21 protein-coding genes are annotated in these 26,221 nt (G+C 67.8%); 14 read left to right on the top strand and 7 right to left on the bottom strand.

The genetic code is table 11. From position 1 onward, the window contains the following. Nucleotides 1–86: 86 nt before the first annotated feature. The gene (locus HWX00_RS22580) at nt 87–1,490 is read right to left on the bottom strand and encodes a GntP family permease (RefSeq protein WP_034187654.1); all 1,404 of its coding nucleotides are present in this window, start codon (nt 1,488–1,490) and stop codon (nt 87–89) included. A 316-nt stretch (nt 1,491–1,806) separates the two neighbouring features. On the opposite strand from HWX00_RS22580, the gene HWX00_RS22575 reads away from it, so the two are divergent. The 5 genes from HWX00_RS22575 (at nt 1,807) to HWX00_RS22555 (ending at nt 7,546) form a co-directional block, all read left to right on the top strand. Continuing rightward, nucleotides 1,807–3,294, top strand: a complete 1,488-nt coding sequence (locus HWX00_RS22575) for a sigma-54 interaction domain-containing protein (protein ID WP_175027407.1) — start codon at nt 1,807–1,809, stop codon at nt 3,292–3,294. A 54-nt stretch (nt 3,295–3,348) separates the two neighbouring features. Continuing rightward, entirely contained in the window at nt 3,349–3,876 is a 528-nt protein-coding gene (locus HWX00_RS22570) for a BON domain-containing protein (RefSeq protein ID WP_034187656.1), read from the top strand. 61 nt (nt 3,877–3,937) lie between these two features. Then, the gene (locus HWX00_RS22565; protein ID WP_080287802.1) at nt 3,938–4,210 is read left to right on the top strand and encodes a hypothetical protein; all 273 of its coding nucleotides are present in this window, start codon (nt 3,938–3,940) and stop codon (nt 4,208–4,210) included. Between the two features lie 103 nt (nt 4,211–4,313). Next, nucleotides 4,314–4,616 carry an H-NS histone family protein gene (locus HWX00_RS22560; RefSeq protein ID WP_034187657.1) on the top strand — a complete coding sequence of 101 codons (303 nt, stop codon included), beginning with the start codon at nt 4,314–4,316 and terminating at the stop codon, nt 4,614–4,616. 572 nt (nt 4,617–5,188) lie between these two features. Further along, nucleotides 5,189–7,546 (top strand): bifunctional acetate--CoA ligase family protein/GNAT family N-acetyltransferase, encoded by a 2,358-nt coding sequence (locus HWX00_RS22555; protein ID WP_034187658.1) that lies wholly within the window; start codon nt 5,189–5,191, stop codon nt 7,544–7,546. A 635-nt stretch (nt 7,547–8,181) separates the two neighbouring features. Here the strand turns inward: HWX00_RS22555 and HWX00_RS22550 are convergent. Continuing rightward, nucleotides 8,182–8,733: a hypothetical protein gene (locus tag HWX00_RS22550; RefSeq protein WP_034187659.1), complete on the bottom strand. Its 552-nt coding sequence runs from the start codon at nt 8,731–8,733 to the stop codon at nt 8,182–8,184. A 193-nt stretch (nt 8,734–8,926) separates the two neighbouring features. Continuing rightward, a complete protein-coding gene (locus HWX00_RS22545) occupies nt 8,927–9,748 on the bottom strand; it encodes an IclR family transcriptional regulator (protein ID WP_034187660.1) in 822 nt (273 codons plus the stop codon). Nucleotides 9,749–10,409: 661 nt separating this feature from the next. On the opposite strand from HWX00_RS22545, the gene HWX00_RS22540 reads away from it, so the two are divergent. Then, a complete protein-coding gene (locus tag HWX00_RS22540; protein ID WP_034187661.1) occupies nt 10,410–11,258 on the top strand; it encodes an ureidoglycolate lyase in 849 nt (282 codons plus the stop codon). Nucleotides 11,259–11,350: 92 nt separating this feature from the next. Here HWX00_RS22540 and HWX00_RS22535 read toward each other — a convergent pair whose 3' ends face one another. Beyond that, complete coding sequence (locus HWX00_RS22535; protein ID WP_034187662.1) at nt 11,351–11,734, bottom strand: VOC family protein; 384 nt, start codon at nt 11,732–11,734, stop codon at nt 11,351–11,353. 247 nt (nt 11,735–11,981) lie between these two features. On the opposite strand from HWX00_RS22535, the gene HWX00_RS22530 reads away from it, so the two are divergent. Further along, nucleotides 11,982–12,626, top strand: coding sequence for a CGNR zinc finger domain-containing protein (locus HWX00_RS22530; RefSeq protein ID WP_175027408.1), 645 nt, complete (start codon nt 11,982–11,984; stop codon nt 12,624–12,626). A 21-nt stretch (nt 12,627–12,647) separates the two neighbouring features. Here the strand turns inward: HWX00_RS22530 and prpR are convergent, their stop codons facing one another. Next, nucleotides 12,648–14,630 (bottom strand): propionate catabolism operon regulatory protein PrpR, encoded by a 1,983-nt coding sequence (gene prpR, locus HWX00_RS22525; protein WP_175027409.1) that lies wholly within the window; start codon nt 14,628–14,630, stop codon nt 12,648–12,650. 170 nt (nt 14,631–14,800) lie between these two features. Here prpR and prpB point away from each other — a divergent pair, with 170 nt between their 5' ends. The 6 genes from prpB (at nt 14,801) to HWX00_RS22495 (ending at nt 22,675) form a co-directional block, all read left to right on the top strand. Continuing rightward, nucleotides 14,801–15,694: a methylisocitrate lyase gene (prpB, locus tag HWX00_RS22520; RefSeq protein ID WP_059559132.1), complete on the top strand. Its 894-nt coding sequence runs from the start codon at nt 14,801–14,803 to the stop codon at nt 15,692–15,694. Nucleotides 15,695–15,743: 49 nt separating this feature from the next. Continuing rightward, on the top strand, nt 15,744–16,916 hold the full coding sequence (gene prpC / locus HWX00_RS22515; protein WP_034187666.1) for a bifunctional 2-methylcitrate synthase/citrate synthase: 1,173 nt from the start codon (nt 15,744–15,746) through the stop codon (nt 16,914–16,916). Nucleotides 16,917–16,998: 82 nt separating this feature from the next. Further along, complete coding sequence (acnD, locus tag HWX00_RS22510) at nt 16,999–19,593, top strand: Fe/S-dependent 2-methylisocitrate dehydratase AcnD (RefSeq protein WP_175027410.1); 2,595 nt, start codon at nt 16,999–17,001, stop codon at nt 19,591–19,593. A gap of 24 nt (nt 19,594–19,617) precedes the next feature. Next, nucleotides 19,618–20,808, top strand: a complete 1,191-nt coding sequence (gene prpF / locus HWX00_RS22505) for a 2-methylaconitate cis-trans isomerase PrpF (protein WP_175027411.1) — start codon at nt 19,618–19,620, stop codon at nt 20,806–20,808. Nucleotides 20,809–20,967: 159 nt separating this feature from the next. After that, complete coding sequence (locus HWX00_RS22500) at nt 20,968–22,026, top strand: CaiB/BaiF CoA transferase family protein (protein ID WP_175027412.1); 1,059 nt, start codon at nt 20,968–20,970, stop codon at nt 22,024–22,026. Nucleotides 22,027–22,393: 367 nt separating this feature from the next. Next, nucleotides 22,394–22,675, top strand: coding sequence for a type II toxin-antitoxin system RelE family toxin (locus tag HWX00_RS22495; protein ID WP_175027413.1), 282 nt, complete (start codon nt 22,394–22,396; stop codon nt 22,673–22,675). Nucleotides 22,676–22,795: 120 nt separating this feature from the next. Here the strand turns inward: HWX00_RS22495 and HWX00_RS22490 are convergent, their stop codons facing one another. Continuing rightward, nucleotides 22,796–23,239 carry a PaaI family thioesterase gene (locus HWX00_RS22490; RefSeq protein WP_034187670.1) on the bottom strand — a complete coding sequence of 148 codons (444 nt, stop codon included), beginning with the start codon at nt 23,237–23,239 and terminating at the stop codon, nt 22,796–22,798. Nucleotides 23,240–23,510: 271 nt separating this feature from the next. On the opposite strand from HWX00_RS22490, the gene HWX00_RS22485 reads away from it, so the two are divergent. Further along, entirely contained in the window at nt 23,511–25,130 is a 1,620-nt protein-coding gene (locus HWX00_RS22485; protein ID WP_034187671.1) for a methyl-accepting chemotaxis protein, read from the top strand. Here HWX00_RS22485 and HWX00_RS22480 read toward each other — a convergent pair. After that, entirely contained in the window at nt 25,103–26,212 is a 1,110-nt protein-coding gene (locus HWX00_RS22480; RefSeq protein ID WP_124608512.1) for an AGE family epimerase/isomerase, read from the bottom strand. The two genes, HWX00_RS22485 and HWX00_RS22480, sit on opposite strands and share 28 nt — an antisense overlap. Nucleotides 26,213–26,221 lie beyond the last annotated feature (9 nt).

The raw sequence follows: 26,221 nt of genomic DNA, 5'->3' as shown, positions 1-26,221 counted from the left end.
GAAGGCGTTCCGGTTCGCAGGCGGTCCGATCCCGATACGCGGGTCAGGCGGGAGACGGCGTGCGGAACGCCGCCTCATGCCGGCACTTACACGAGCCCCGTCGCGTAGTACACGGCGATCACGAAGAACACCGCGAGCGTCTTGATGACGGTGACCGCGAAGATGTCGCGATACGACTCGCGGTGCGTGAGGCCCGTGACCGCGAGCAGCGTGATGACGGCGCCGTTGTGCGGCAGCGTGTCCATGCCGCCGCTGGCCATTGCGACGACCCGGTGCAGCACGTCCATCGGAATGTTCGCAGCCTGCGCACCCTTGATGAACAGGTCCGACATCGCGGCGAGCGCGATGCTCATGCCGCCCGACGCGGAGCCCGTGATGCCGGCGAGCGAGCTGACCGACACGGCTGCGTTGACGAGCGGGTTCGGGATGCTCTTCAGCGCATCGCTGACGACGAGGAAACCGGGCAGCGCGGCGATCACGCCACCGAAACCGTATTCCGACGCGGTGTTCATCGCGGCGAGCAGCGCGCCGCCGACGGCGGCTTTCGAGCCGGCCGCGAAGCGCTCGCTGACGCGCTTGAACGCGGTCAGCACGACCAGCACGATACCGAGCAGCAGCGCGGCCTCGACCGACCAGATCGCGACGACGGTCTTGATCGACGTCGTGACCGGCGCATGCACGCCCGGCAGCACGTCCGGCGCGACCGTGTACGACGCGGCGCCGTACCACTGCGGGATCAGCTTCGTGAACGCGAAGTTCGATACGCCGACGAGGATCAGCGGCAGGATCGCCAGCGCGGGATTCGGCAGCGACGTCGCCTCGACGCGCTCCGGCTCGTTGACCAGCGACGTGCCGTAACCCTCGCCCTTCGCCATGGCCGAACGGCGGCGCCATTCGAGATACGTGAGGCCGACGACGATGATGAACAGCGAGCCGATCGTGCCGAGCGCGGGCGCGGCCCACGCCGTCGTCTTGAAGAACGTGGTCGGGATGATGTTCTGGATCTGCGGCGTGCCGGGCAGCGAATCCATCGTGAACGAGAACGCGCCGAGCGCGATCGCGCCGGGCATCAGCCGCTTCGGAATGTTGCTCTGGCGATAGAGTTCGGCCGCGAACGGATAGACGGCGAACACCACGACGAACAGCGAGACGCCGCCATAGGTGAGCAGCGCACACACCGCGACGATCACCGCATTCGCGCGCGAGCGGCCGATGTAGCGGATCGCCGCATGGACGATCGACTCGGAGAATCCGGACAGTTCGATCACCTTGCCGAACACGGCGCCGAGCATGAAGACCGGGAAATACAGTTTGACGAAGCCGACCATCTTCTCCATGAAGATGCCGGAGAAGACCGGTGCGACGGCGGCGGGTTCGGTCAGGAGCACCGCGCCGAGCGCGGCGATCGGCGCGAACAGGATCACGCTGTAGCCGCGATACGCAGCGAACATCAGGAACGCCAGCGCGGCGAGGACGATCACGAAAGACAAGGGAGTCTCCTAATGGCTTTGGTTGTTGTTCGATCGCGCGACGCGCCGCGGACCGGCTCAGGGTCGTGCAGGTTTCGTGCCATCGGCCGGATTGCGCCGCCGGACATGGGTCCGCCGCAGGCAGGCGGGCCCGCGCCGGCCAATGTCTGACGATTCTACAGAAAACGTCTCCATCCGGAGACGATATGGCCGTCCGGCCAGCGCGCGAATTCGCGCAGGGCATGCCCGGGCAACGCATTGCGGCGTGTCTCCGGAGTGAGATAATCCGTCTCGTTCCGGAGACATCCGGTCGAAAATACATGGAGACGAAGACACGATGATGAACGACTGGGCCCGCCTGCCCGTCAACTACGGCGACGTGCTGCGGCGTGCCGCCGAGTCGCTGTTCCGGACCTTCGAGGATTCGAGCGCGGGCACGGTGGTCGTCGATCGCGATGCGCGCGTCGTGTGGATGAACGATCGTTACGCGGCGCGCTTCGGCTTCGCCGATCCGCAGCAGGCCGTCGGCCTCGACTGCGAAGCCGTGATTCCGAACAGCCTGATGCGCGAGGTTGTATCGACCGGGCAGCCGATCCTGCTCGACATCATGGAGACGGGCCGCGAGCCGCTCGTCGTCACGCGCCTGCCGCTGAAGAACGAGGCCGGCGAGACGGTCGGCGCGATCGGCTTCGCGCTGTTCGACCAGTTGAAGACGCTCACGCCGATCTTTTCCCGCTATGCGCAGCTTCAGCAGCAGCTGATCGCGACGCAGCGTTCGCTCGCGCAGGCGCGCCGCGCGAAATACACGTTCGCGAGTTTCGTCGGCACGAGTGCCGCGAGCCTCGAAACCAAGCGGCAGGCGCGGCGGGCCGCGCAGGTCGATTCGCCGGTGCTGCTGCTCGGCGAGACGGGCACCGGCAAGGAATTGCTCGCGCATGCGATCCACGCGGCGTCGGCGCGCGCGCTCCAGCCGCTCGTGACCGTCAACGTCGCCGCGATTCCCGATACGCTGCTCGAAACCGAATTCTTCGGCGCGGCGCCCGGCGCGTATACGGGCGCCGACCGCAAGGGGCGCGTCGGCAAGTTCGAACTGGCCGATCGCGGCACGCTGTTTCTCGACGAGATCGGCGACATGCCGCTGCCGTTGCAGGGCAAGCTGCTGCGCGTGCTGCAGGACAAGGAGTTCGAGCCGGTCGGCTCGAACCGGATCGTGCGCGCGGACGTCCGGATCATCGCCGCGACGTCGGCCGACCTGCCGGCGCTCGTCGCGGCCGGGCGTTTTCGTGCCGATCTCTATTACCGGCTGAACGTGCTGACGATCCATGCGCCGCCGTTGCGCGCGCGCGCATCCGACATCGCGGCGCTCGTCTACGCGACGCTCGAGGAGCTGGCCGCGCAGCACGGGCGCGCCGCGCACTGCGAACTGACCGACGACGCGCTGCGGATGCTGTGTGCGTATCCGTGGCCCGGCAACGTGCGCGAGTTGCGCAATACACTGGAGCGCGCGTTGATGCTGTCGGATCGTGCCGTGATCGATGCGCGCGCGCTCGCGCCGTTCCTCGGGCCGGTGCGCGTCTCGACGGACGCCGCGGCGCCCGCGCAGCGGCTTGCCGCGACGCCGGTCGAGCCGCGCGCGGGCGAAGCACCCGGCGCATCCGGGGCGCCGGTCGCCTCGTATGCGGATGCGTTCGCGGCGTGGGAGCGCCAGTTCCTGACCGATGCGCTGGCGGCCTGCGACGGGAAGGTCGTCGAGGCGGCCGCGCGCATCGGGATCGGCCGCGCGACGCTTTACAAGAAGCTTGCGGCACTGGGTATCGACCGGTAGGCCGATCGGCGATGCCGAGGCGCCCGGACGTGAAGCATCGAACAGGAGATCACGATGAAGCGGATCGGCATCGCTGGGTGGCTGGCCCTGTTGCTGGCGACTTCCTCGTTCGCGCAATCCGGCGACGCCGACGCGCCCGAGGCGCGGCGCAACTGGTACAACGATCCGTTCGTCGCGCTGTCGCGGGACGTGGCCGAATGCCCGCTGCCGCTCGGCCCGTGGATGACGCGTGCCGAGATGACGGACGATGCGCATTACCGCGCGGAACGCGGCACGACCTGCTGGCTCGCGCACCGCTGCACGAAGCCGAACTCGTATATGTATGACGCGTCGATCGCCGATGCCGCGAAGGCGCACTTCGCCGGCTCGGATCGCCTGCGCGGCACGAGCCTGTGGATCACCGTGCAGCGACGTTTCATCTACGTCGAAGGATGCGCGGATACGGCGTTCGATCGCCAGGCGCTGCAACGCGAATTCGAGGCGCTGCCGGACGTCGAGCAGGTTTTCGTTCGCATCACCGACGATCCCCGCCGGAGCTTGCCGTACAAGGCGCGCGGGCAACCGGACCGCGCGCCGAATTGACGACGGAAAGGCCGCGCATGGCATACTCGCGACATTCAAAAAAAGGTTGACGGGAAGAACAATGAAACACATGCTTGCGTCGGTCTGGCGGCGGTCTCGGGCGGCCGCATTGTTGGCTCTGGTTGCGGGGCTTGGCGGGTGTGGCGGCAGCGCGCCGCTGTTCACGTCCGACGGACGCCCGACGACACAGGTGCAATGCACCGGTCGCGACTGGAGCAATTGCACGGACAATGCCCGGGCGATGTGCAACGGGGATTTCGAAGTGATCCAGCAATCGACGGATGACGCCGTGCGAAATCTTCTCTTCGCATGCAAGAAGAAAAGCGGTTATTGATCCCGACATGACCGGCTGAGGAGACCACGATCGGGCGAAGCGCTTTTCTGTTTGCTTGGAGTTACCTATTTTTCACGAATAACACTCACGGAGTCCCATCCATATGGCGACCTACAGGCAACTGTCCGCACAGCTCGAACGGCTTCAGCAAAAGATCGACAAGGAACGTGAAAAGGCGATTGCCGAAGCGATTGCCGAAATCCGCGCGAAAATCGAGGAATACGACATTACGCCGGAGGAGCTCGGTTTTCGTCCGATAGGGTCCGCCGTCGCTGCCGCCGCGAAGCCGAAGCGGTCGTTGCCGCCGAAGTACCTGAATCCGAAGACGGGCGAGACGTGGAGCGGCCGCGGGCGGGCACCGACCTGGCTCGGCAAGAACCGCGCACGTTTCCTGATCAAGGACTGACTCCCGAAAATCCTCACCTTTCGTGTGCCGACCGACGGTGCGAATGGCCATGCGGCCGTCGCACCGTTTTGTTTTTGCGCAGTCGCCGTGCGATTTTCCCTGCCGAATGGATGCGCGATGCCGCGCAATTGACGGCCTCCGTTTTGCGAATTCACCGCGATTCGGCCGTATATCGCGTCGAAATCCCGTAAACAACCGTGCAATTACGCCGCGCATGCGCATGGGCATTCGCGATTTTCGCGGTGCAGGCGTGCCGCGGATTCTCATCACCTTTCGCGTATTTGCGCACGGCGTCGTGCTGATCCCGAAGATACTCACCATGGCTCCTGTAAACCCTCACCTTTGAGGAAGCGGCTGCAGCGTCGAGCCGGGTTGTGCGCGTTGTGCGGCGATGGGCTGCCGCGTGTGTTGCAGGTCCATGATGCGAGCGTTGATGCGCGTCGAGTAGTCAGCCGTTCGGCATATAGGCAGCCGCATGCGCTTCGCCTATGCTTGGGGTTCGCGTCGATCGGCGCACGGCCTGTCCGGCCGCATGCCGATCGTGTCGTCTTTCGTCACCGCAGGGAGTCGATGTGACCGTTCGCCATCTCGATGCGTTGTTCCAGCCCAAGTCCGTTGCCGTCGTCGGCGCGTCGTCGCGCGCGGGCAGTATCGGCGCGATGGTGTGGTCGCGTGTGCTCGACGGCGCGTTTCAGGGGCCCGTGTGGCCCGTCAATCCGAAGTACCGGGAACTGGACGGGCATGCGGTCGTGTCGGACGTCGACCGGCTACCCGCGCCGCCGTCGGTTGCCGTGATCTGCACGCCGCCCGCCACCTGGGCCGGCATCGTGCGCAAGCTCGGCGAACTCGGTACGCGTGTCGCGGTGATCGTCGGCGAGGCGCGCACGGACGCCGATCGTGCCGCGGTCGATCGCATGCTGAAGGCGGCGAAGCCGTTCGTGCTCCGTATCGTCGGGCCCGGCAGCCTCGGCGTGTTGTCGCCCGCGCGGCACGCGCATTTCGGTGCGCCGGCCTATACGGCGCGATCGGGCGGCGTTGCGTGGGTGTCGCAATCGAACGCGCTGACGAACGCGGTGCTCGGCTGGGCCGACGCGCGCGGCCTCGGCTTTTCGCATGTCGTCGCGCTCGGCAGCGAGTCCGACGTCGATGCAGGCGACGTACTCGATTATCTGGCGAGCGATCCCGGCACGCGCGCGATCCTGCTCGAACTCGATACCGTGCGCGCGGCGCGCAAGTTCATGTCGGCCGCGCGCGCGGCCGCCCGCAACAAGCCGGTCCTCGCGTTGCGCACCGGGCGTGCCGATCCCGGCGACGCACTCTATACGGCGGCGTTCCAGCGCGCGGGCATGGTGCGTGTCGATGCGCTCGACGATCTGCTCGACGAGATCGAGACGCTCGGCGTCGGCCGCGTCACCGCGCGCGGCGCGGCGACGCTCGTCACCAGCGACGCGGGTGTCGCGAAGCTGGCGGTCGATGCGGTCGCGGAAGTACGCGTCGCGCTGGCCGACTGGCCGCCGGCGGCAACCTCGGCCGTATCGGCCGCGCTGCCGCATCTGGCCGCGCCCGGCAATCCGCTGACGCTGGGCGACGATGCACGCCCCGAGCACTTTGCCGCGGCGATCCAGGCGCTTGCGCCGTTCCCGCAAACGGGCACGCTGTTCGTCGTCCATTCGACGTCCCACAGCGCGCCGGCCGATTCGGTTGCACGCACGCTGATCGACTCGCGGCAATACGCGCATCGCGGCATCCTCGCGTGTTTCTTCGGCGCGGTCGATGCGGCGACGCGCGATGCGCTGCACGCGAACGGCATTCCGGTCCATACGACACCGCAGCGGCTCGCGCGCGCATATGCGCGTCTCGTCGACTACAACCTCGGGCGACAATTGCTGATGCAGACGCCCGAAGGCACGCCGCCGCAGCCGGCCGAATGCGTCGCGTCGGCGCAGGCGGAAGCGCGCCGGATGGTCGAAACCGGCCAGCATGAACTGGCCGGCGATGCCGCGTTGCGCTGGCTTTCCCATTTCGGCTTGCATGGCGAGCAGGCTGACGAGCCGGCGGGCAGGAAAGTCGTCGATATCACGGTCGACATGTACGACGATTCGAACTTCGGTCCGGTGTTCCGCTATGCCGTGCCGCCCGCGGACGGTGTCTCGGCGCCATTCGTCGTCTACGGCCTGCCGCCGCTGAATACCGTGCTCGCGCGTGCGGTGATGGAGCGTTCGCCGTATGCGCGCAGTACGCCCGTCGAGCCGACGCTCGACGCGGTGACGGCGTTGTCGCAGGTCGTCTGCGACGTCCGCGAAGTTGTCGCGCTGTCGGTCACGCTGCGCGTGCTGTCCGACGGCGCGCGCGTGATCGCGCCGCGCATCACGCTGGCCACGGGGCGCAGCCGGCTCGCGATCATGCCGTATCCGCGGCACCTCGAACAGACGCTCGAGTGGCGCGGCGAGACGGTGACGATCCGCCCGATCCGTCCGGAAGACGAAGCCGCGCACAACGAACTGCTCGGCGCGATGACGCCGGACGATCTGCGGATGCGTTTCTTCGGCGCGGTGCGCAGCTTCGATCATTCGCAGGTGGCGCGCATGACGCAGATCGATTACGACCGCGAGATGGCTTTCATCGTGTCGTTCACCGACGCGTCGGGGCGCGACCACACGCTCGCGGTGGTGCGCGCGGTCGCCGACCCCGACAACGAGACGGCGGAGTTCGCGATCGCGGTACGTCCCGATCAGAAGGGCAAAGGGCTCGGCAGGCTGATGATGGCCCGCATCATCGACTACGCGCGTTCGCGCGGAACCGCCTGGATGGTTGGCGAGGCACTGCGCGAGAATTCGGCGATGATCTCGCTCGCGAAGTCGTGCGGCTTCACGGTGTCGACCACGGAGGAGCCTGGCGTCGTGGGCTTCAGGATGAAGCTGCAGCCGTAGCGGTGGTCGGCTGCGTGAAGCGAGGAGGCACCGTATGCAAGTGGACGGCTCCGGCATTCACCATGTTGCACATTCACTCAGGAATGCAAAGTATTGACATGCGCTTTCGGAAGAAGCGCCTGAATGTACCGAGCCGTTGCCAGGTCGATGCCGGCGGCGTCTGAAGGCGCTTGCCGAGCACCGCGTTGCCTGCTCCGCATGGCCTTTACGCGAGGTATTCAAGCGCTTTGCGCACCGCATGCCGGCGTCGCCAATTCGGATCGACCGTAAAGGTGAGATTTTTCGGGAGCGGCCAGTGAGCGTTTCCGGGAATGTGTGGTGAGCCGATACGGGAGCGTTCGGTGAGCCTTCCCGGGGGCGACCGGTGAGCCCTTGCGGGAGCCGCCGGTGAGCCTTTCTAGGACGTCTCGGTGAGGGCTTGCGGGAGCATCCGGTGAGGATATTCGGGAGACCTTGGTGAGCGTCTTCGGGAGCCTTCGGTGAGCGTGTTCGGGAGGTGTCGGTGAGCGCCTGCGGGAGGCTGAGGTGAGACTTTTCGGGAGCGGGTGGATGCACCGCTCCCGTGAGCGCGGCGCCGGTCAATGCGGGCGCCGCGCCGGGGTTCGGGCACGCATGAACCGTGCCCGAGGCCGCATTTACGCGGCGAGTTTCGACGCCGCGTCGTTCACCTGGTCGCGCGAAATCGCGAGTTCCTCGAGGTGCGGATCGGCATAGACGGCGCCGGTTTCGCGCTCGAGGCGGGCGATCGTCAATGCACAGCGCGCGGTGTCTTTCGGCATCGCGATGAAGCGCTTGACCGATTCGCCGGACGTGAATGCGTCGAACAGCGCGCCGCGCACGTCGTCCGGAAGCGTCTTGGTCCACTGGTACGGCTTGCCGTTGAACGTGATCGACGGCGGCAGCGTGCGTTCCTTCTTGGTCGCCGTGATGAGCCCGTAGGTGCGGGCCGCGTCGCCGATCTGCTCGGGCGAGAAGAGTTCGTCGGGTGTGATGTCGAACTGCTCGATGTAGTTTTCGATCGCCTGCATTGCGGCGGCGCGATCGTCGCGCTTCTGCTGCGCGCGCGCGACGATATCGCGCAGCTCGTCCGCTTCGTCGGGCGTGATCGTGAAGCTTGCCTGCTTCTGCTGAAGTTCGGAGAAACGCTGGAATTCTTGATCGTTCAGAAGTTTGGCCATGACATCCATCGGACACGACGGCCGCGACAACCGGCCATCGTAGTTTTTGAGAGGGCCGCTATTTTAGCGTAGCGCCGCGAGCGCACGATATGGCACCGCAAATCGTGCATCGCATATCGCGCACCGCACCTGCGTCGCGCGCAACCGGGGGGGGCGGCGCCGCTGCGCCGTCCCCCGGTGTGCATCGGGAAGCATCCGCGTGTCAGCAGATCTCGATGCGTCCCATCGACAGATGGGAGGCCGTGTCGCGCAACCCTTCGACGACGAGGTCGACGGACGGGGCCGCATGCGCATCGATCCGGCGCATGTACGGGCAGGTCAGCACCGCGATCGCATGGCCGGACGGCCCGAGGATCGGCGCGCTCAGGTCGGTCACGCCATAGGCCTGGCGGCTGTCCTGGCGCAGGTAGCCATCCTGCCGGATGGACTGGCACGCGTACGCGAGTTCCTGCTCGTTCAGCGGCGCCTCGCCCTTGACCTGGCGATGCTCGGCCAGCATGTGCGCGCGTTGCTCGGGGCCCTGGAACGACAGCATCACGCGTCCCGACGCCGTATCGGCGAGCCCGATGCGCGAGCCGAGCCGGACCGACACGCCCCACGGGCCGGGCCCGTCGACCTGTGCGATCACCAGCAGGTTGCCGCGATCGTAGACCGACAGGTGGCACGACTGTTCGGCCGCATCGGCGAAGCGCTGCATCGGCGGCAGGGCTTCGGCGATCAGCCGGCTCATCGGCGGATGCCGGTGCGCGAGCGCGAACAGCTTGAGGCTGAGCGTGTAGCGATCGCCGCCGGTCGAGCGCATCACGTAGCGGCGAGCGACGAGGCGTTCGAGCATCCGGTAGATCTCGCTCGCGTTGCGGCCGAGTTCCTTCGTGATTTCGGTGCGGGTGAGTCCTTCTTTCTGCTCGGACAGGAGTTCGAGAATGTCGAGCCCCTTGTCGAGCGCGGGGGCGCGATAGCGGTCGATAGCGGCCATCGATTCCCGTGCGTCGCAGCCGGGAAGCGGGTCGTTGGTTGTCTGCATTGTCGATGTGAGGTTGGGGGATTACCGTCAGTCGGTTGGCGACGCACGCTGGCCGGTTCTGCACGCGCATAGGGTGGGCCCGCGAATGGCGATGAAAGCCATCTGTTCGAGCTTAGCAATAAACATGCAGTGTGCAATGCAGCGTCTTTTTACCGATCATTACCGAACAAGAACGGATTGGCAAACGTTCTCGATGACAGGGGCACCCCGAATATCCAGTATTCATGGTCTGATGGCAGGCGATGCCGGCCAGCCCGACCGGTCGGTCGAGGGATGCGTATCCCATGCTGCGCCGCAATGTCCGCAGGCACGCCAATAGTCGGTATCCGTTGCGCGCCATTTCACGGTGCGCGGCCGATGGTACAAAGTCGGGCGGGCCAGCGACGGCGCGGCCGCGCGTGAAGCCGGCCGGCATGGTCCGGCACGCGTCGCGGGTGCCGGGCCGTCGTCGCCGATGCGCAGACCGGCGGCCGCCCGCTCGATGCGCGCCGTACTGTTCGTACGACGCCGCGATCGCTGCGCCCGCGCGACCTTCGCGCGTCGACGGCCCGCCGGGTGCGGTGTCGACGCGCGCAATCGACGATCGACAATCCGTCCGGTGCGCGGCCACGAAGGGCCGCGTCGCCGGTATCCTGTCCCATTCGACAACAGAGGTAGCACGATGAAACTGCTTCGCTATGGCCCGTCCGGCCAGGAAAAGCCCGGTATCCTCGACGCGGCCGGCCGGATTCGCGACCTGTCCGCACACGTGCCGGATCTTGCCGGCGACGTGCTGTCCGACGCGGGTCTCGCGCGGCTGCGCGCGATCGATCCGGCCACGCTGCCGCTCGTAGCCGGCGAGCCGCGCATCGGCGCGTGCGTCGGGCACGTCCGCAAGTTCATCGGCATTGGTCTGAACTATGCCGATCACGCGGCGGAAGCCGGCATGCCGGTCCCGAAGGAGCCGGTCGTGTTCGGCAAATGGACGAGTTCGATCTGCGGTCCGAACGACGGCATCGACATTCCGAAGGGTTCGGTCAAGACCGACTGGGAAGTCGAACTCGGCGTCGTGATCGGCACGACCTGCAAGGACGTCGCCGAAGCGAACGCGCTCGATTACGTCGCGGGCTATTGCGTCGTCAACGACGTGTCCGAGCGCGAATGGCAGATCGAGCGCGGTGGCCAGTGGGACAAGGGCAAGGGTTTCGACACGTTCGGCCCGATCGGCCCGTGGCTCGTCACGCGCGACGAAGTGCCCGATCCGCAGCGTCTCGACCTGTGGCTCGAAGTCGACGGCCACCGTTATCAGAACGGCAACACGCGCACGATGGTGTTCACGGTCGCACAGTTGATCGCGTATCTGTCGACCTGCATGACGCTGCAGCCGGGCGACGTGATCACGACCGGCACGCCGCCGGGCGTCGGCATGGGCATCAAGCCGTCACCGGTGTTCCTGAAGGCCGGCCAGACGGTGCGCCTCGGGATCGACGGGCTCGGCGAGCAGTTGCAGCCTGCGCGCGACGCGCGGTAACCGGCGCCGGCGTGCCAACACCCGAAAGGGCCCGATTCCGCAGGATGCGGAATCGGGCCCTTCGCATTTGTCTACGGTGAATCCACGCGGCGTCACACGATGTTGTCGAGTTCGCAATGCGCTTCCAGCCGATATCCGTCGGGATCGACGACGAACGCCGCGTAATAGCCGGGACCGTAGTGTTCGCGCTTGCCCGGCCCGCCGTTGTCCTGGCCGCCGTGCGCGAGCGCGGCGCGGTAGAACGCGTCGACCTCGACCGGCGACGCGGCCTTGAACGACAGGTGCAACCCCGAGTCGGGATCGGCGACGACGGGGCGCGCCGCGTGCTGCAACCACAGCTCCGGCTCGGTCGTGCCGTACCCGATGGAACCGTCGTCGCTATACAGCCGCTTGTAGCCGAGTGCGCCGAGCGCGTGGTCGTAGAAGGTGCGGCTGCGGCCGATGTGTGCAACGCCGAACGAAAGGTGATCGATCATTTGTGGCTCCTTGGACTGAAAGGGGACGTCGGTGCGGCAAACCTGCTCATGACCGCCATGCAAGCCGCTTGTAGCGGAGTGTGCCGAGCGTGCTGTCGTGGAACGTGCGGCCGTTGTGGATAACGCCATACGAAAGACGATCGATCGACTGTGGCTCCCTGGACCGAGGCGGTTGTCCGTGCAGCAGACCTATTTATAACTACCATGCCGGTTATGTTAGAAAGTGCCCGGAGGCTTGTCAACCGGCATGGTGGTTAGATACGATCGCATCATGAGCAAAACGCAACCTTCCGTCGCGACGGACTGCCTGATTCCATCGCCGCCCGAGACGCTGGGCATCGATTTCATGAACACGCTGTACTGGCGCGGCAGCGATCCGCCGACGGAAACCTTCGGCACGCTGGACGACCTGCTGGCGTGGTGCCGCGAGCACGCCGGCGTGCCGGCCGGCGTGGCGGAAGCCTGTCGTGCACGTGGGGTGGAGGAAGGCGAGCCGGCGCTGCTGGCGCGTGCGCTCGCGTTGCGCGAGGCGTTGTATCGGCTCTTTCATGCGCAGGCCGAGCAGCGCGAGCCGCACGCGGACGACCTCGCGCTGCTCGGCGGTTTTCTGGCGGAAGCGTCGCCGCGCGTCGCGCTGGCGCGCATCGACGGCGGTTATGCGTGGCGGGTCGGGAGCGCGGGCGCGACGCTCGCCGGGTTGCTGAGCCCGGTGCTGTGGTCGGCGATCGACCTGCTCGGCGGCGCGCGGTTCGCGAAGGTCAAGCGCTGCGCGAACGACGCGTGCCAGTGGTTGTTCATCGACGACAGCAAGAACGGCAGCCGCCGCTGGTGCTCGATGTCGTCGTGCGGCAATCGCGCCAAGGCGTACCGCCACTATCACAAGGCCGACTGACAGACCGGCCGTCCGCCGGGCTTATTTCGCCGACAGCTTCCGCCACAGCGTCGTCTTGCTGATGCCGAGCATCGCGCACGCGCGGTCGCGGTCGCCGCCGCACGCGTCGAGCACCGCGCGGATCTCGTCGGCTTCCGCGCGACGGCGGCGCGCGTGCAAGGTCTGCGCGTCGTCGGTGTCGGCCGCGTCGGGCGCCGCCGCGAACAGTTCGGGGGCGATCGTCCGCAGCGCGTCGGGATCGAGCGTGCCGCACGCGGCCGCGGGATCGTTTTCATCGGCTTCCTCGGCGAGTTCCACCGCGATCCGCTCGATCACGTTCTGCAGCTCGCGCACATTGCCGGGCCACCGGTAGCGCGCGAGCGTCGCCCCGGTCGCGTCGAGCACGCGCGCGGCGTCGCCGGCATCGCGCAGGCGTTCGGCGAGACGCGATTCGCGCCGTGCAGCCTGCACGAGCAGCGCCGCGGCGAGCGCGGGGATGTCGGCCGCGCGCTCGCGCAGCGGCGGCAGGCCGACGTTCAGGATGTTGAGCCGGTAATAGAGATCGGCGCGGAACGTGCCGGCCTCGACGGCCGCGAGCAGCGGCCGGTGCGTCGCGGCGATCACGCGCACGTCGATGCGGATCGGCTCGGTCGAGCCGAGCCGGATCACTTCGCGCTCCTGCAGCACGCGCAGCAGCCGGCTCTGCAGCGACGGCGGCATCTCGCCGATCTCGTCGAGAAACAGCGTGCCGCGATGCGCGGCCTCGAACAGGCCGGTCTTGCCGCCGCGCCGCGCGCCGGTGAACGCGCCTTCCTCGTAACCGAACAGCTCGCTCTCGAGCAGCGCTTCCGGAAACGCGCCGCAGTTGACCGCGACGAACGGGTAGCTGCGCCGCGCGGACAGCCCGTGCAGGCTCTGCGCGATCATTTCCTTGCCGGTGCCGCTTTCGCCGAGCACGAGCACGGTCGCATCGGATTTCGCGTAGCGGCGCACGAGGTCGCGCACGCGCGTCATCGGCGCCGAGGCGCCGACCACGTCGTCGAGCGCGTAGCGCGCGGCGAACTGCTGCGTGGTCGGCTGCGAACGCAACGCGCGGTCGAGCCGTTCGACCGCCCGCGATTCCTGGAACGTCAGCACGCTGCCCGACGTCACGCCGCGATCGACGAGCGGCCCGCGATGCACGACGTAGCGCACGCCGCGTACGGTGGCGAGCGCGTCGCCGTCCTCGCCGCGCAGCGTGCGCAGCTCGGGCCGCAGGTCGACGAGCGCGCGGCCGACCGCCGCCGCGGGTTCGACCCCGAGCGCCGACGCGAGCCGCTCGTTGATCGCCTCGACGCGGCCGTGTGCGTCGAGCGCGACCACGCCGTCGCGCAGATGCTGCAGCAGCGTGTCGAGCCGCTGGCGGCGGAACGCCTCGGCGTGCGTCGCATACGCGACCTCGAGCGCCGTCTCGACAGCCTTGCGCACGGAGGCGTGCGAATACAGGAACACCGCGCCCATGCCGGCACTCGCCGCGAGATCGGTGACGAGGCCGGGGCCGACGATCGTCTCGATGCCGCGATCGTGCAGGTCGTGCACGCAGGCTTCCGCTTCCTGCGCGGACTGATATGACGCAAACTGCACGTCGAGGCCGTACGCGGCGACGAAGCGGCGCACTTCAGGCGGGGTGTCCCCGGCGCTGACGAGCGCGATCCGCGACGCGTCGCGCCGGGCGCGCGCGAGTGCCTGCATCACGTCGAAGCCGGTCGGCGATACCACCACCACCGGCACCGGCGCACGCGTCTTCAGGAAGCCGCCGTTCGAGCCGGCCGCGACGATCACGTCGGGCCGCGCGGCACCGGCCTCGGCGATCGCGCCGAGCGCATCCTCATACGCGCGCGTCACGATGCGCACGTCGGCGCGTTCGTCGAATTCGCCGGCGATCTCGCGAAACAGGTCGCGCAGGCGGCTGATGCCCATCGCCCAGATGCGCGGGCGCACCGTGCGATCGGCCGGGCCGACGGGCTTGGTCGAGGAGAGGTCCATGACGATCGATTATGCGCGTGAGATTTCATTTTTGAAACATGAAATTGCCGAATTGAAATCGGTGGACATCGTGCCACCCGGACCGGTTGCTTAAGAATCAGGGGGTTAGCGACGTTTCGCGCGCTGGCCCGGTCCTTGCTGTTATCAGGCATTCCATCAGGAGGCCGTTCATGAGCAATACGCATCTTCAGAGCGCCGGCGCGAAATTTCGCGCGGCAGTCGCGGCGGAACAGCCGCTGCAGGTGGTCGGCGCGATCACCGCGTACGCGGCCAAGATGGCGCAGGCCGTCGGCTTCAAGGCCGTCTACCTGTCGGGCGGCGGCGTCGCCGCGAACTCGCTCGGGATCCCCGATCTCGGCATCAGCACGATGGAAGACGTGCTGATCGACGCGAACCGGATCACCAACGCGACCGACCTGCCGCTGCTGGTCGACATCGACACGGGCTGGGGCGGCGCGTTCAACATCGCGCGCACGGTCCGCTCGTTCATCAAGGCCGGCGTCGCGGCCGTGCACCTCGAGGACCAGGTCGGCCAGAAGCGCTGCGGCCACCGCCCGGGCAAGGAAGTCGTGCCGACCGAGGAAATGGTCGATCGCGTCAAGGCCGCGGTCGATGCGCGGACCGACGACCAGTTCGTGATCATGGCGCGCACGGATGCGGCCGCCGCGGAAGGGATCGACTCGGCGATCGAGCGCGCGGTCGCGTACGTCGAAGCCGGCGCGGACATGATCTTCCCGGAAGCGATGAAGTCGCTCGACGACTACCGCCGCTTCAAGGCAGCCGTGAAGGTGCCGATCCTCGCGAACCTGACCGAGTTCGGTTCGACGCCGCTGTTCACGCTCGACGAACTGCGCGAGGCGAACGTCGACATCGCGCTGTACTGCTGCGGCGCGTATCGCGCGATGAACAAGGCCGCGCTGAATTTCTACGAAACGCTGCGCCGCGACGGCACGCAGAAGGCGGCCGTGCCGACGATGCAGACGCGCGCCGAGCTGTACGACTTCCTCGGCTATCACGAATACGAACGCAAGCTCGACGAGCTGTTCGCGCAGGGCAAGAAGTAACGCGGCCCGCCCCCCGATACAGGCATCTGGAACATTGGAGAACGGAAACATGAGCGAGACGAAAGACGCAGCAGCACCGGCCGCCGCAGGCGCATTCAAGCCGAAGAAATCGGTGGCGCTGTCGGGCGTGACGGCCGGCAACACGGCGCTGTGCACGGTCGGCAAGACCGGCAACGACCTGCACTACCGCGGCTACGACATTCTCGACGTCGCCGAATCGTGCGAATTCGAGGAAATCGCGCACCTGCTCGTGCACGGCACGCTGCCGAACCTGACCGAACTGGCTGCATACAAGACCAAGCTGCGCGCGCTGCGCGGCCTGCCGAGCGCGCTGAAGGCGGCGCTCGAGCAGATCCCGGCGTCCGCGCACCCGATGGACGTGATGCGCACGGGCGTGTCGGTGCTGGGCACCGTGCTGCCGGAGAAGGACGACCACAACCTGCCGGGCGCGCGCGACATCGCCGACCGCCTGATGGCGTCGCTCGGCTCGATGCTGCTGTACTGGTATCACTTCTCGCACAACGGCAAGCGCATCGAGACGGAAACCGACGACGACTCGATCGGCGGCCATTTCCTGCATCTGCTGCACGGCAAGACGCCGTCGAAGTCGTGGGTCGAGGCGATGCACACGTCGCTGATCCTGTACGCGGAGCACGAATTCAACGCATCGACGTTCACGGGCCGCGTGATCGCGGGCACGGGCTCGGACATCTACTCGGCGATCACCGGTGCGATCGGCGCACTGCGCGGGCCGAAGCACGGCGGCGCGAACGAGGTCGCGTATGACATCCAGAGCCGCTACAGCTCGCCGGACGACGCCGAAGCGGACATCCGCCGCCGCGTCGAGAACAAGGAAGTCGTGATCGGCTTCGGCCACCCGGTCTACACGATCTCCGATCCGCGCAACAAGGTGATCAAGGGCGTCGCGCACAAGCTGTCGAAGGAAGCGGGCGATCTGAAGCTGTACAACATCGCCGAGCGCCTCGAGTCGGTGATGTGGGAGGCGAAGAAGATGTTCCCGAACCTCGACTGGTTCAGCGCGGTGTCGTATCACATGATGGGCGTGCCGACCGCGATGTTCACGCCGCTGTTCGTGATCTCGCGTACGTCGGGCTGGAGCGCGCACATCATCGAGCAACGCATCGACAACAAGATCATCCGCCCGAGCGCGAACTACACGGGCCCGGAAGACCTGCAGTTCGTGCCGATCGAGAAGCGCTGAAACACCTGCCGCGCGCGCCGATGCCCGTGATGCGGGCGGCCGGCGCGCGCGGAACGTCATACCCCGATTCCCGCCCCACATCATGAATACCGCCAACCGCAAACCCCTGCCCGGCACGTCGCTGGACTATTTCGACGCGCGTGCCGCGGTCGACGCGATCGCGCCCGGCGCCTACGACACGCTGCCGTACACGTCGCGCGTCCTTGCCGAAAACCTCGTGCGCCGCTGCGACCCGGCGATTCTCGCCGATTCGCTGAAGCAGATCATCGAGCGCAAGCGCGAACGCGACTTCCCGTGGTTCCCGGCGCGCGTGGTGTGCCACGACATCCTCGGGCAGACGGCGCTCGTCGATCTCGCCGGCCTGCGCGACGCGATCGCCGACGGCGGCGGCGACCCGGCGAAGGTGAACCCGGTCGTGCCCGTGCAGCTGATCGTCGACCACTCGCTCGCCGTCGAATGCGGCGGTTTCGATCCGGACGCGTTCGCGAAGAACCGCGCGATCGAGGATCGCCGCAACGAGGATCGCTTCCACTTCATCGAGTGGACGAAGAAGGCGTTCGAGAACGTCGACGTGATCCCGCCGGGCAACGGCATCATGCACCAGATCAACCTCGAGAAAATGTCGCCGGTGATCCAGGCGCACGACGGCGTCGCGTACCCGGACACCTGCGTCGGCACCGACAGCCACACGCCGCACGTCGACGCGCTCGGCGTGATCGCGATCGGCGTGGGCGGCCTCGAGGCCGAGAACGTGATGCTCGGCCGCGCGTCGTGGATGCGCCTGCCGGACATCGTCGGCGTCGAGCTGACCGGCAAGCGCCAGCCCGGCATCACCGCGACCGACATCGTGCTCGCGTTGACCGAGTTCCTGCGCAAGGAGAAGGTGGTCGGCGCGTACCTGGAATTCCGCGGCGAAGGGGCGGCGAGCCTCACGCTCGGCGACCGCGCGACGATCTCGAACATGGCGCCCGAATACGGCGCGACGGCCGCGATGTTCTTCATCGACGGCCAGACGACCGACTACCTGCGCCTCACCGGCCGCAGCGACGAGCAGGTCAGGCTCGTCGAGACCTACGCGAAGGCGGCCGGCCTGTGGGCCGACACGCTGGCCAACGCGCGGTACGAACGCACGCTGACGTTCGACCTGTCGAGCGTCGTGCGCAACATGGCCGGTCCGTCGAACCCGCACAAGCGGCTGCCGACGTCCGATCTGGCCGCGCGCGGGATCGCCGGCCAGTGGGAAGAGAAGCCGGGCGAGATGCCCGACGGCGCGGTGATCATCGCCGCGATCACGAGCTGCACGAACACCAGCAACCCGCGCAACGTGATCGCCGCGGCCTTGCTCGCGCGCAACGCGAACGCGAAGGGCCTCACGCGCAAGCCGTGGGTGAAGAGCTCGCTCGCGCCGGGCTCGAAGGCGGTCGAGCTGTACCTGGAAGAAGCGAACCTGCTGCCCGAACTCGAGAAGCTCGGCTTCGGCATCGTCGCGTTCGCGTGCACGACCTGCAACGGGATGTCGGGCGCGCTCGACCCGAGGATCCAGCAGGAAATCGTCGATCGCGACCTGTACGCGACGGCCGTGCTGTCCGGCAACCGCAACTTCGACGGCCGCATCCACCCATATGCGAAGCAGGCGTTCCTCGCGTCGCCGCCGCTCGTCGTCGCCTACGCGATCGCCGGCACGATCCGCTTCGACATCGAGAAGGACGTGCTCGGCCACGACCGGGACGGCAAGCCCGTCACGCTGAAGGACATCTGGCCGACCGACGAGGAGATCGATGCGATCGTCGCGTCGAGCGTGAAGCCCGAGCAGTTCCGCAAGGTCTACGAGCCGATGTTCGCGCGCAGCGCCGACGCCGGCGAGCGTGCGGCGCCGCTGTACGACTGGCGCGCGCAGAGCACGTACATCCGCCGCCCGCCGTACTGGGAAGGCGCGCTGGCCGGCGAGCGCACGTTGAAGGGCATGCGTCCGCTCGCGGTGCTCGGCGACAACATCACGACCGACCACCTGTCGCCGTCGAACGCGATCCTGCCGGACAGCGCGGCCGGCGAATACCTCGCGAAGATGGGCCTGCCGGAAGAAGACTTCAACTCGTACGCGACGCACCGGGGAGACCACCTGACCGCGCAGCGCGCGACCTTCGCGAATCCGACGCTGATCAACGAGATGGCGGTCGTCGACGGCGCGGTGAAGAAGGGCTCGCTCGCGCGCGTCGAGCCGGAAGGCAAGGTCATGCGGATGTGGGAGGCGATCGAGACGTACATGAACCGCAAGCAGCCGCTGATCGTCGTGGCCGGCGCCGACTACGGCCAGGGCTCGTCGCGCGACTGGGCCGCGAAGGGCGTGCGGCTCGCGGGCGTCGAGGCGATCGCCGCCGAAGGCTTCGAGCGGATCCACCGCACGAACCTGATCGGGATGGGCGTGCTGCCGCTCGAGTTCAAGCCGGGCACGAACCGCACGACGCTCGGCATCGACGGCACCGAGACCTTCGACGTGATCGGCGAGCGTACGCCGCGCGCCGACCTGACGCTCGTGATTCACCGCAAGAACGGCGAGCGCGTCGCGGTGCCGATGACGTGCCGGCTCGACACGGCCGAGGAAGTGTCGATCTACGAGGCGGGCGGCGTGCTGCAGCGTTTCGCGCAGGACTTCCTCGAATCGTCGCAGGCGGCCTGACGGGCGCACGGAGAGAACACAGACATGGCTCATATTCCTCAAATCAGGATTCCCGCGACCTATATCCGCGGCGGTACCAGCAAGGGCGTGTTCTTCCGGCTGCAGGACCTGCCGGACGCCGCGCAGGCGCCGGGCGCCGCGCGCGACGCACTGCTCCTGCGCGTGATCGGCAGCCCCGATCCGTACGGCAAGCAGATCGACGGGATGGGCGGCGCGACGTCGTCCACCAGCAAGACGGTGATCGTGTCGAAGAGCACGCGGCCCGGCCACGACGTCGACTACCTGTTCGGCCAGGTCGCGATCGACAAGGCGTTCGTCGACTGGACCGGCAACTGCGGCAACCTGTCGGCGGCCGTCGGCCCGTTCGCGATCAGCGGCGGGCTAGTCGATCCGGCGCGCGTGCCGCGCGACGGCGTCGCGACCGTGCGGATCTGGCAGGCGAACATCGGCAAGACGATCGTCGCGCACGTGCCGGTCACGAACGGCGCGGTGCAGGAGACGGGCGATTTCGAGCTGGACGGCGTCACGTTCCCGGCCGCCGAGGTGCAGCTCGAATTCATGGACCCGGCCGCCGAGGAAGAGGGCGCGGGCGGTTCGATGTTTCCGACCGGCAATCTCGTCGACGATCTCGCGGTGCCGGGCGTCGGCACGCTGAAGGCGACGATGATCAACGCGGGCATCCCGACGATCTTCGTCGAGGCGGAAGCGATCGGCTATACGGGCACCGAGCTGCAGGACGCGATCAACGGCGATGCGACGGCGCTCGAGAAGTTCGAGACGATCCGCGCGCACGGCGCGCTGCGCATGGGCCTGATCGATACGCTCGACGAAATCGCGACGCGGCAGCACACGCCGAAGATCGCGTTCGTCGCGAAGCCGGCCGACTACGTCGCGTCGAGCGGCAAGCGCGTGAACGCGGGGGATGTCGACCTGCTGGTGCGCGCGATGTCGATGGGCAAGCTGCACCACGCGATGATGGGCACGGCGGCGGTCGCGATCGGCACGGCCGCGGCGATCCCCGGCACGCTCGTCAATCTGGCGGCGGGCGGCGGCGAACGCAACGCGGTGCGCTTCGGCCATCCGTCGGGCACGCTGCGCGTCGGCGCGGAGGCGCGGCTCGAGAACGGCGAGTGGACCGTCACGAAGGCGATCATGAGCCGCAGCGCGCGCGTGCTGATGGAAGGCTGGGTGCGGGTGCCGGGCGACGCGTTCTGACGCGCGCACCGGCACGCGCATGACGCGCCGCGATCCCTGCGAAGCGGAACCCGCTGCGCAGGGATTTTTCGTTTGCGGCGCGTGTGCCGGATGCAAGCCGCCGCACGAAGCACCGCGCCGGCGCAAGTGCCGACGCGCCGACCGGGACAGGAGAATCGCATGCCACTCGATACGCCGCTTTCGGGCATCCACATCGTCGAATTCGAAGGTCTCGGCCCCGGCCCGCTCGCGGGCTGGATGCTCGCCGGGATGGGCGCGCGGATCACGCTGATCGCGCGTCCGTCCGGCCGGACGAGCGCGCCGGACGCGTTGCGGGCCCGCAACGGCGATCTGCTGCGCGAAGGCAAGACGATCGTCGAACTCGACCTGAAGGCGCCGGCCGGCCGCGACGCCGCGCTCGACCTGATCGCGCGGGCCGACGCGCTGATCGAGGGGCTGCGGCCCGGCGTGATGGAGCGGCTCGGCCTCGGGCCCGACGCTTGCGCGCGCCGCAACCCGAAGCTCGTGTACGGACGGATGACCGGCTGGGGCCAGCACGGCCCGCTCGCGGCCGCGGCCGGGCACGACCTGAACTACGTCGCGCTGACGGGGCTGCTGTCGCTGTCCGCGCCGCGCGACGGCCGGCCGGGGCTGCCGCCGACCGTCGTCGGCGATGCCGGCGGCGCGCTCGGGCTCGCGTTCGGGATCGTCTGTGCGCTGCTCGACGTGCGCGGCGGCGGCCCGGGGCGCGTGGTCGACGGCGCGATCGTCGACATCGTGTCGATGCTCGGTTCGCTCGCGCTGTGGGCGCGCGCGAACGGGCAGCTCGACGGCGCGCAGCCGAGCCTCTTTCACGATGCGCCGTTTTACGACGTGTACCGCTGCGCAGACGGAGAGTGCGTGACGATCGGCGCGCTGGAGCCGCCGTTCTATGCGCTGCTGGTCGAACGGCTCGGGCTGGCCGACGTCGATCCGGCATCGCAGTACGACCGCGCGCGCTGGCCGGCGCTGAAGGCGCGTTTCGCCGACGTGTTCGCTCGCCAGCCGTCCGCACACTGGCGCGCGCTGCTCGAAGGCACCGACGCGTGTTTCGCGCCGCTGCTGAGCGTGGCCGACGCGGCCGCGCATCCGCATAACGTGGCGCGCGGGATTTATCGTACCGACGAGAGCGGGAACCTGAGGGCGCGTGTGGCGCCGCGCTTTTTGCCGCTGGCGGGGGAGGAAGCGGATCCGGCGTAGCGTGCACGTCGATCTGGCCTGGTGCGTGAAAAACCGCGGTTCGGCACGGCAGCGGTGGATTTAATGGGTGCTTATTCAGGTGCTGAATTTGGGGCCAAATAAAGCATAATCGTTGCCTGGCTGGAGAAGGAATCGACATGCCTTACACCATGCTGGCCAGCGTGACCGCGAGCGTTTCGGCGCTGAAACGGAACCCGATGGGGACGGTCGCGGCAGGAGAGGGTTTCCCCGGTCGCGATTCTGAATCACAACGAGCCTGCGTTCTATTGCATTCCGGCGAAGACGTGGGGCGAACGTCTGCAAGACATTGAAGACAATGCGTTGGCCGATTCGCGCGCCAAGGAGAGGGTCGTCAAGGTCACGCTGAATGACCTTTGAACGTGCCTTTCTCGAATCTGCATTGAGGGAGTGGAAGAAGCTCGATCGCACTGGTCGCGATCAATACAAGGCCAGGCTTGCCGAGCGGATCGAGCATCCTCGCGTTCCCTCGGCCGAACTGCATGGCCACCCGGATCATGACAGGATCAAGCTGCGCGGCGTCGGCTACCGACTCGTCTACGAAGTACGCGATTCGGAAGTTGTCGTTCTGGTCGTCGCAGTCGGCCGGCGTGAAGGCGATGCAGTCTATCTTGCCGCGATGAAACGTTAGGTCGGGACGCGCTGTACATGTGAGCGGCGTGAGCGGTCTTGCTGCGGCGCCCGGCCATCGGGTTCGAATCCACCCACGTCGTTCGGCGTGCCGACAATCGCTTTCGCCCGTTCAGGTCGGTCAGGCCGTTTCCGCCGGGCCATCCGGCATCTTGCCGTCGCCGACGCGGTTGATCGTGCCTTGCGCGATCGCGACGAGGCGTTCGTGATCGCCGTCGATGACGAACACATGACACTGGCAGGTCGCCTGATGCCGCCCTGCGTAGACGAGCTTCGCGCGCGCGACGAGCGTGCCGTTCACGGCCGGCCGCAGGTAGTTGATCTTGTATTCGGCGGTGATCACGCGCGGGCCGAGCACGAGCGCGCCGGCGAACGTCAGCGCATTGTCCGCGAGATAGCTGATGACGCCGCCGTGCACGAAACCGTGCTGCTGCCGCAGTTCGTCGCGCACGGGCAGACACAGCGACACTTCGTTGTCGCCGATATGCATCAGCTCCGTGCCCAGCAGCATGCTGAACGGTTGCGCGCGCAATGCGCCGCGCGCGTGGTCCGTGATGTCGGTCATCGAACTTCCCTCGAAATGCGTGCCCGCTTGCGCTGAACTCTAGGAAGGGGGCTGCGGATAAGCAAGGAAATTCGTTCACGTTTCGTGCAAATTACGGCGTGACGCGACGCGATTATTGCGTCGAATACCGAAGATCTCCCCTGTTTGCGGGCGATTCCGAGGGAATGCGCGGGCAACGCGAACATTGCCGCCTTCCGCTCCTAAAGTCCGACGAAGAAATGCCGCTAATGCCGGGGCATTGCCTCATCGTCCGCTTTCCAGGAATCTCCCCATGTTCGGAAAAATCAAGCTCGCGTCGGGTCTGCTCGGCGTGTTGACCGTGTTTTGTCTCTTCCTGCTCGCGATCGAAGCGCTCGGCTTCTGGGCGCTCACGTCGACGCGCAGCGGCGTCGACGATCTGTCGAACGTCGCGATCGCGCAGGTCGACGCGGCCAGCCGGGCGACCGAGCAGTTGCTCGACGCGCGCATCAACCTGTCGCGCGCCGGTACGCGGATGGTGCGCGGCGGCCCGAAGCCGGAAGACATCATCCGCCATGCCGGCGCGTCGCTCGCGGAAGCGGACAAGGCGTTCGCCGTGCTGACGGCCGCGCAGCCGGTCGACGACACGAACCGCGCGCGCGTCGCGGCGCTCGCGGAGCGCTATCGCGCGCTGCGCGGCGCGCTGGGCGAACTCGTGCAGTTCCTCGACGCGGACAACATCCAGGCGTTCCTCGACCAGCCGACGCAAGGCATCCAGGACGCCTATATCGCCGAGCTGCACCGCTTCACCGACTATGGCGGCGCATCGAGCCGCGCGGCGCTCGACACGATCGACGGCGGCATGCTGTGGTTCAAGTCGGTCGGCATCGTGCTGCTGGTGGCGATGCTCGCGGCGAGCGCCGCGATCTACGCGGCCGCGCGGCGCGCGGTCGTCGCGCCGCTGGAGGACGCCGGCCGCCATTTCGAACGGATCGCGCAGGGCCGGCTCGACGAAACCGTGCGCGCGGGCGGCGTGTTCGAGATCGACCGGATGCTGCGCGGCCTTGCCGCGATGCAGACGAGCATCGCAAGCACCGTGCGCACGGTGCGCCACGCGTCCGACGCGATCCACCTCGGCGCGGGCGAGATCGCGGGCGGCAACGCCGACCTGTCGGCGCGCACGGGCACGCAGGCTGCGTCGCTCGAGGAAACCGCCGCGAGCATGGAGGAGCTGACCGCGACCGTCCGGCAGAACACCGACAGCGCCCGCGCGGCGAGCGCGCTGGCCGACGCGGCGCTCGAGGCGACGAGCCACGGCGGCGGCGTGGTCGACAGCGTGATCGACCGGATGCGCGGCATCGCGCAAAGCTCCGGGCGGATCGCGGAGATCATTTCGGTGATCGACGGCATCGCATTCCAGACCAACATCCTCGCGCTGAACGCGGCGGTCGAGGCCGCGCGGGCCGGCGAACAGGGGCGCGGCTTCGCGGTGGTCGCGGGCGAGGTGCGCTCGCTCGCGCAGCGCAGCGCGCAATCGGCGAAGGAGATCAAGGCGCTGATCGAGGATTCGGTTGCGCAGATCAACGGCGGCGCGGAACTCGTCGAGCGCGCCGGCGACGCGATGCGGACGGTGTCGGCGTCGATCACGCGCGTCGTGCAGACGATGTCGGAGATCACGGCCGCGTCGGTCGAGCAGAGCGTCGGGATCGAGCAGGTGAACCAGGCCGTCACGCAGATGGATCAGCTTACGCAGCAGAACGCGGCGCTGGTCGAGGAAGTCGCGGCGGCGGCGGCGTCGCTGAACGACCAGACCGCGCACCTGATGCAGGCCGTGTCGGTGTTCGAACTGGGTGACGGACGCGCCGCCCGCGGCGAACGCGCGGCGCCGTCGTTCGCCGGGACGGGTTACGAGCCGGCCGGCAGCGCCGCGTAGGCGGTGGCGAGGTGGTAGGGCGTCGTCGACGGCATGTCGGCGCGCGACACCTGCCCGTCCGCCGTCTTGCACTCGAACCAGCCGCGCGGATGCAGGAACCGCGCGGCGAACCGCTCGATCTGCCGCGCCAGCGGCGCGGAGGCCGGCGTGCCGCCGTGCGTCGCGAGCGCGCGCAGGTATTCGGTCTGCGCCCAGATCCGCTGTGTGCCGTCGACGCACGCGCCTTGCGCGTCGAGCGCCGCGCGGACGCCGCCCGTTTGCGGATCGACGCCGTATTGTTCCGCGAACGCGAACGCGCGCGACAGCGCGGCGGGGAGCCCGGTCTGCGCGAGCCGCGCGCCGGCCGCATCGACCAGATAGAACCACTCGAATTGATGGCCGGGCTCGAAGCGGTTGTCGGCCGCGCCCAGCGGCAGCTCGGCCACGCAGCCGGTCGCCGCGTCGACGAACGTGCGCTCGACGGCCTGCGCGGTGCGCAACAACGCATCGTCGAACGCCGCGTCGCCGAATGCGTCGGCGGCCGCGAGCCATGCTTCGGTCAGGTGCATCAGCGGATTCTGCAGCGCACCGCTGCCGGATGACGAGAAATCGGCGTGGCGCGCCGCATCGAGCAGTGCGTCGCCGGGGCGCGGGGCGAAGCGATCCTGGATCAGCGCGGCCGTCTCCGCGGCCACCGTGCGCGCGTCGGCGTCGCCCGAAGCCGCATGCCATGCGGCGCACGCAAACACGACGAACGCGTGCGTATAGAGATCCTTGGTCGTATCGAGCGGCGCGCCGCGCGCATCGACGCTGTAGATCCAGCCGCCGTGGCGCGCGTCGCGAAAGCGGCGGCACAGCGCGTCGAACAGCGTGGCCGCGTGCGCGGTGTCGCCGGCCTGCGCGAACACGAACAGTTGCCGAGCGCACGCCATTGCGCGATAACGGGTGACGGGCAGCGGCGCGTGGGTGGCCGGATCGACGGCCTCGAACGGCAGCTGCAATGACGGGTCGAACCCTGAACCTCGCCAGATCGGCAAGACGACGTGCGCGAAATGGTGGCGCAGCTGGGCGGCCTGGGCGGATGCGGAGTCGGAAACGGGCATGGCGGGGTT

The sequence above is a fragment of the Burkholderia seminalis DSM 23518 genome (assembly GCF_902832885.1).
GTDB lineage: Bacteria > Pseudomonadota > Gammaproteobacteria > Burkholderiales > Burkholderiaceae > Burkholderia > Burkholderia seminalis.
The sequence above is the reverse complement of the archived record's forward strand: the minus strand, read 5'-3'. Positions and strand labels throughout refer to the sequence as shown.

Bases quoted from the DNA above. Each gene is read 5' to 3' on its own strand.
- HWX00_RS22545 (WP_034187660.1), bottom strand. From the start codon at position 9,748: ATGCAGACAACCAACGACCCGCTTCCCGGCTGCGACGCACGGGAATCG.
- acnD (WP_175027410.1), top strand. From the start codon at position 16,999: ATGAATACCGCCAACCGCAAACCCCTGCCCGGCACGTCGCTGGACTAT.
- HWX00_RS22500 (WP_175027412.1), top strand. From the start codon at position 20,968: ATGCCACTCGATACGCCGCTTTCGGGCATCCACATCGTCGAATTCGAA.
- prpB (WP_059559132.1), top strand. From the start codon at position 14,801: ATGAGCAATACGCATCTTCAGAGCGCCGGCGCGAAATTTCGCGCGGCA.
- HWX00_RS22495 (WP_175027413.1), top strand. From the start codon at position 22,394: ATGACCTTTGAACGTGCCTTTCTCGAATCTGCATTGAGGGAGTGGAAG.
- prpR (WP_175027409.1), bottom strand. From the start codon at position 14,630: ATGGACCTCTCCTCGACCAAGCCCGTCGGCCCGGCCGATCGCACGGTG.
- HWX00_RS22570 (WP_034187656.1), top strand. From the start codon at position 3,349: ATGAAGCGGATCGGCATCGCTGGGTGGCTGGCCCTGTTGCTGGCGACT.
- HWX00_RS22480 (WP_124608512.1), bottom strand. From the start codon at position 26,212: ATGCCCGTTTCCGACTCCGCATCCGCCCAGGCCGCCCAGCTGCGCCAC.
- HWX00_RS22540 (WP_034187661.1), top strand. From the start codon at position 10,410: ATGAAACTGCTTCGCTATGGCCCGTCCGGCCAGGAAAAGCCCGGTATC.
- HWX00_RS22560 (WP_034187657.1), top strand. From the start codon at position 4,314: ATGGCGACCTACAGGCAACTGTCCGCACAGCTCGAACGGCTTCAGCAA.
- prpC (WP_034187666.1), top strand. From the start codon at position 15,744: ATGAGCGAGACGAAAGACGCAGCAGCACCGGCCGCCGCAGGCGCATTC.
- HWX00_RS22490 (WP_034187670.1), bottom strand. From the start codon at position 23,239: ATGACCGACATCACGGACCACGCGCGCGGCGCATTGCGCGCGCAACCG.
- HWX00_RS22565 (WP_080287802.1), top strand. From the start codon at position 3,938: ATGAAACACATGCTTGCGTCGGTCTGGCGGCGGTCTCGGGCGGCCGCA.
- prpF (WP_175027411.1), top strand. From the start codon at position 19,618: ATGGCTCATATTCCTCAAATCAGGATTCCCGCGACCTATATCCGCGGC.
- HWX00_RS22550 (WP_034187659.1), bottom strand. From the start codon at position 8,733: ATGGATGTCATGGCCAAACTTCTGAACGATCAAGAATTCCAGCGTTTC.
- HWX00_RS22485 (WP_034187671.1), top strand. From the start codon at position 23,511: ATGTTCGGAAAAATCAAGCTCGCGTCGGGTCTGCTCGGCGTGTTGACC.
- HWX00_RS22530 (WP_175027408.1), top strand. From the start codon at position 11,982: ATGGTGGTTAGATACGATCGCATCATGAGCAAAACGCAACCTTCCGTC.
- HWX00_RS22575 (WP_175027407.1), top strand. From the start codon at position 1,807: ATGATGAACGACTGGGCCCGCCTGCCCGTCAACTACGGCGACGTGCTG.
- HWX00_RS22535 (WP_034187662.1), bottom strand. From the start codon at position 11,734: ATGATCGATCACCTTTCGTTCGGCGTTGCACACATCGGCCGCAGCCGC.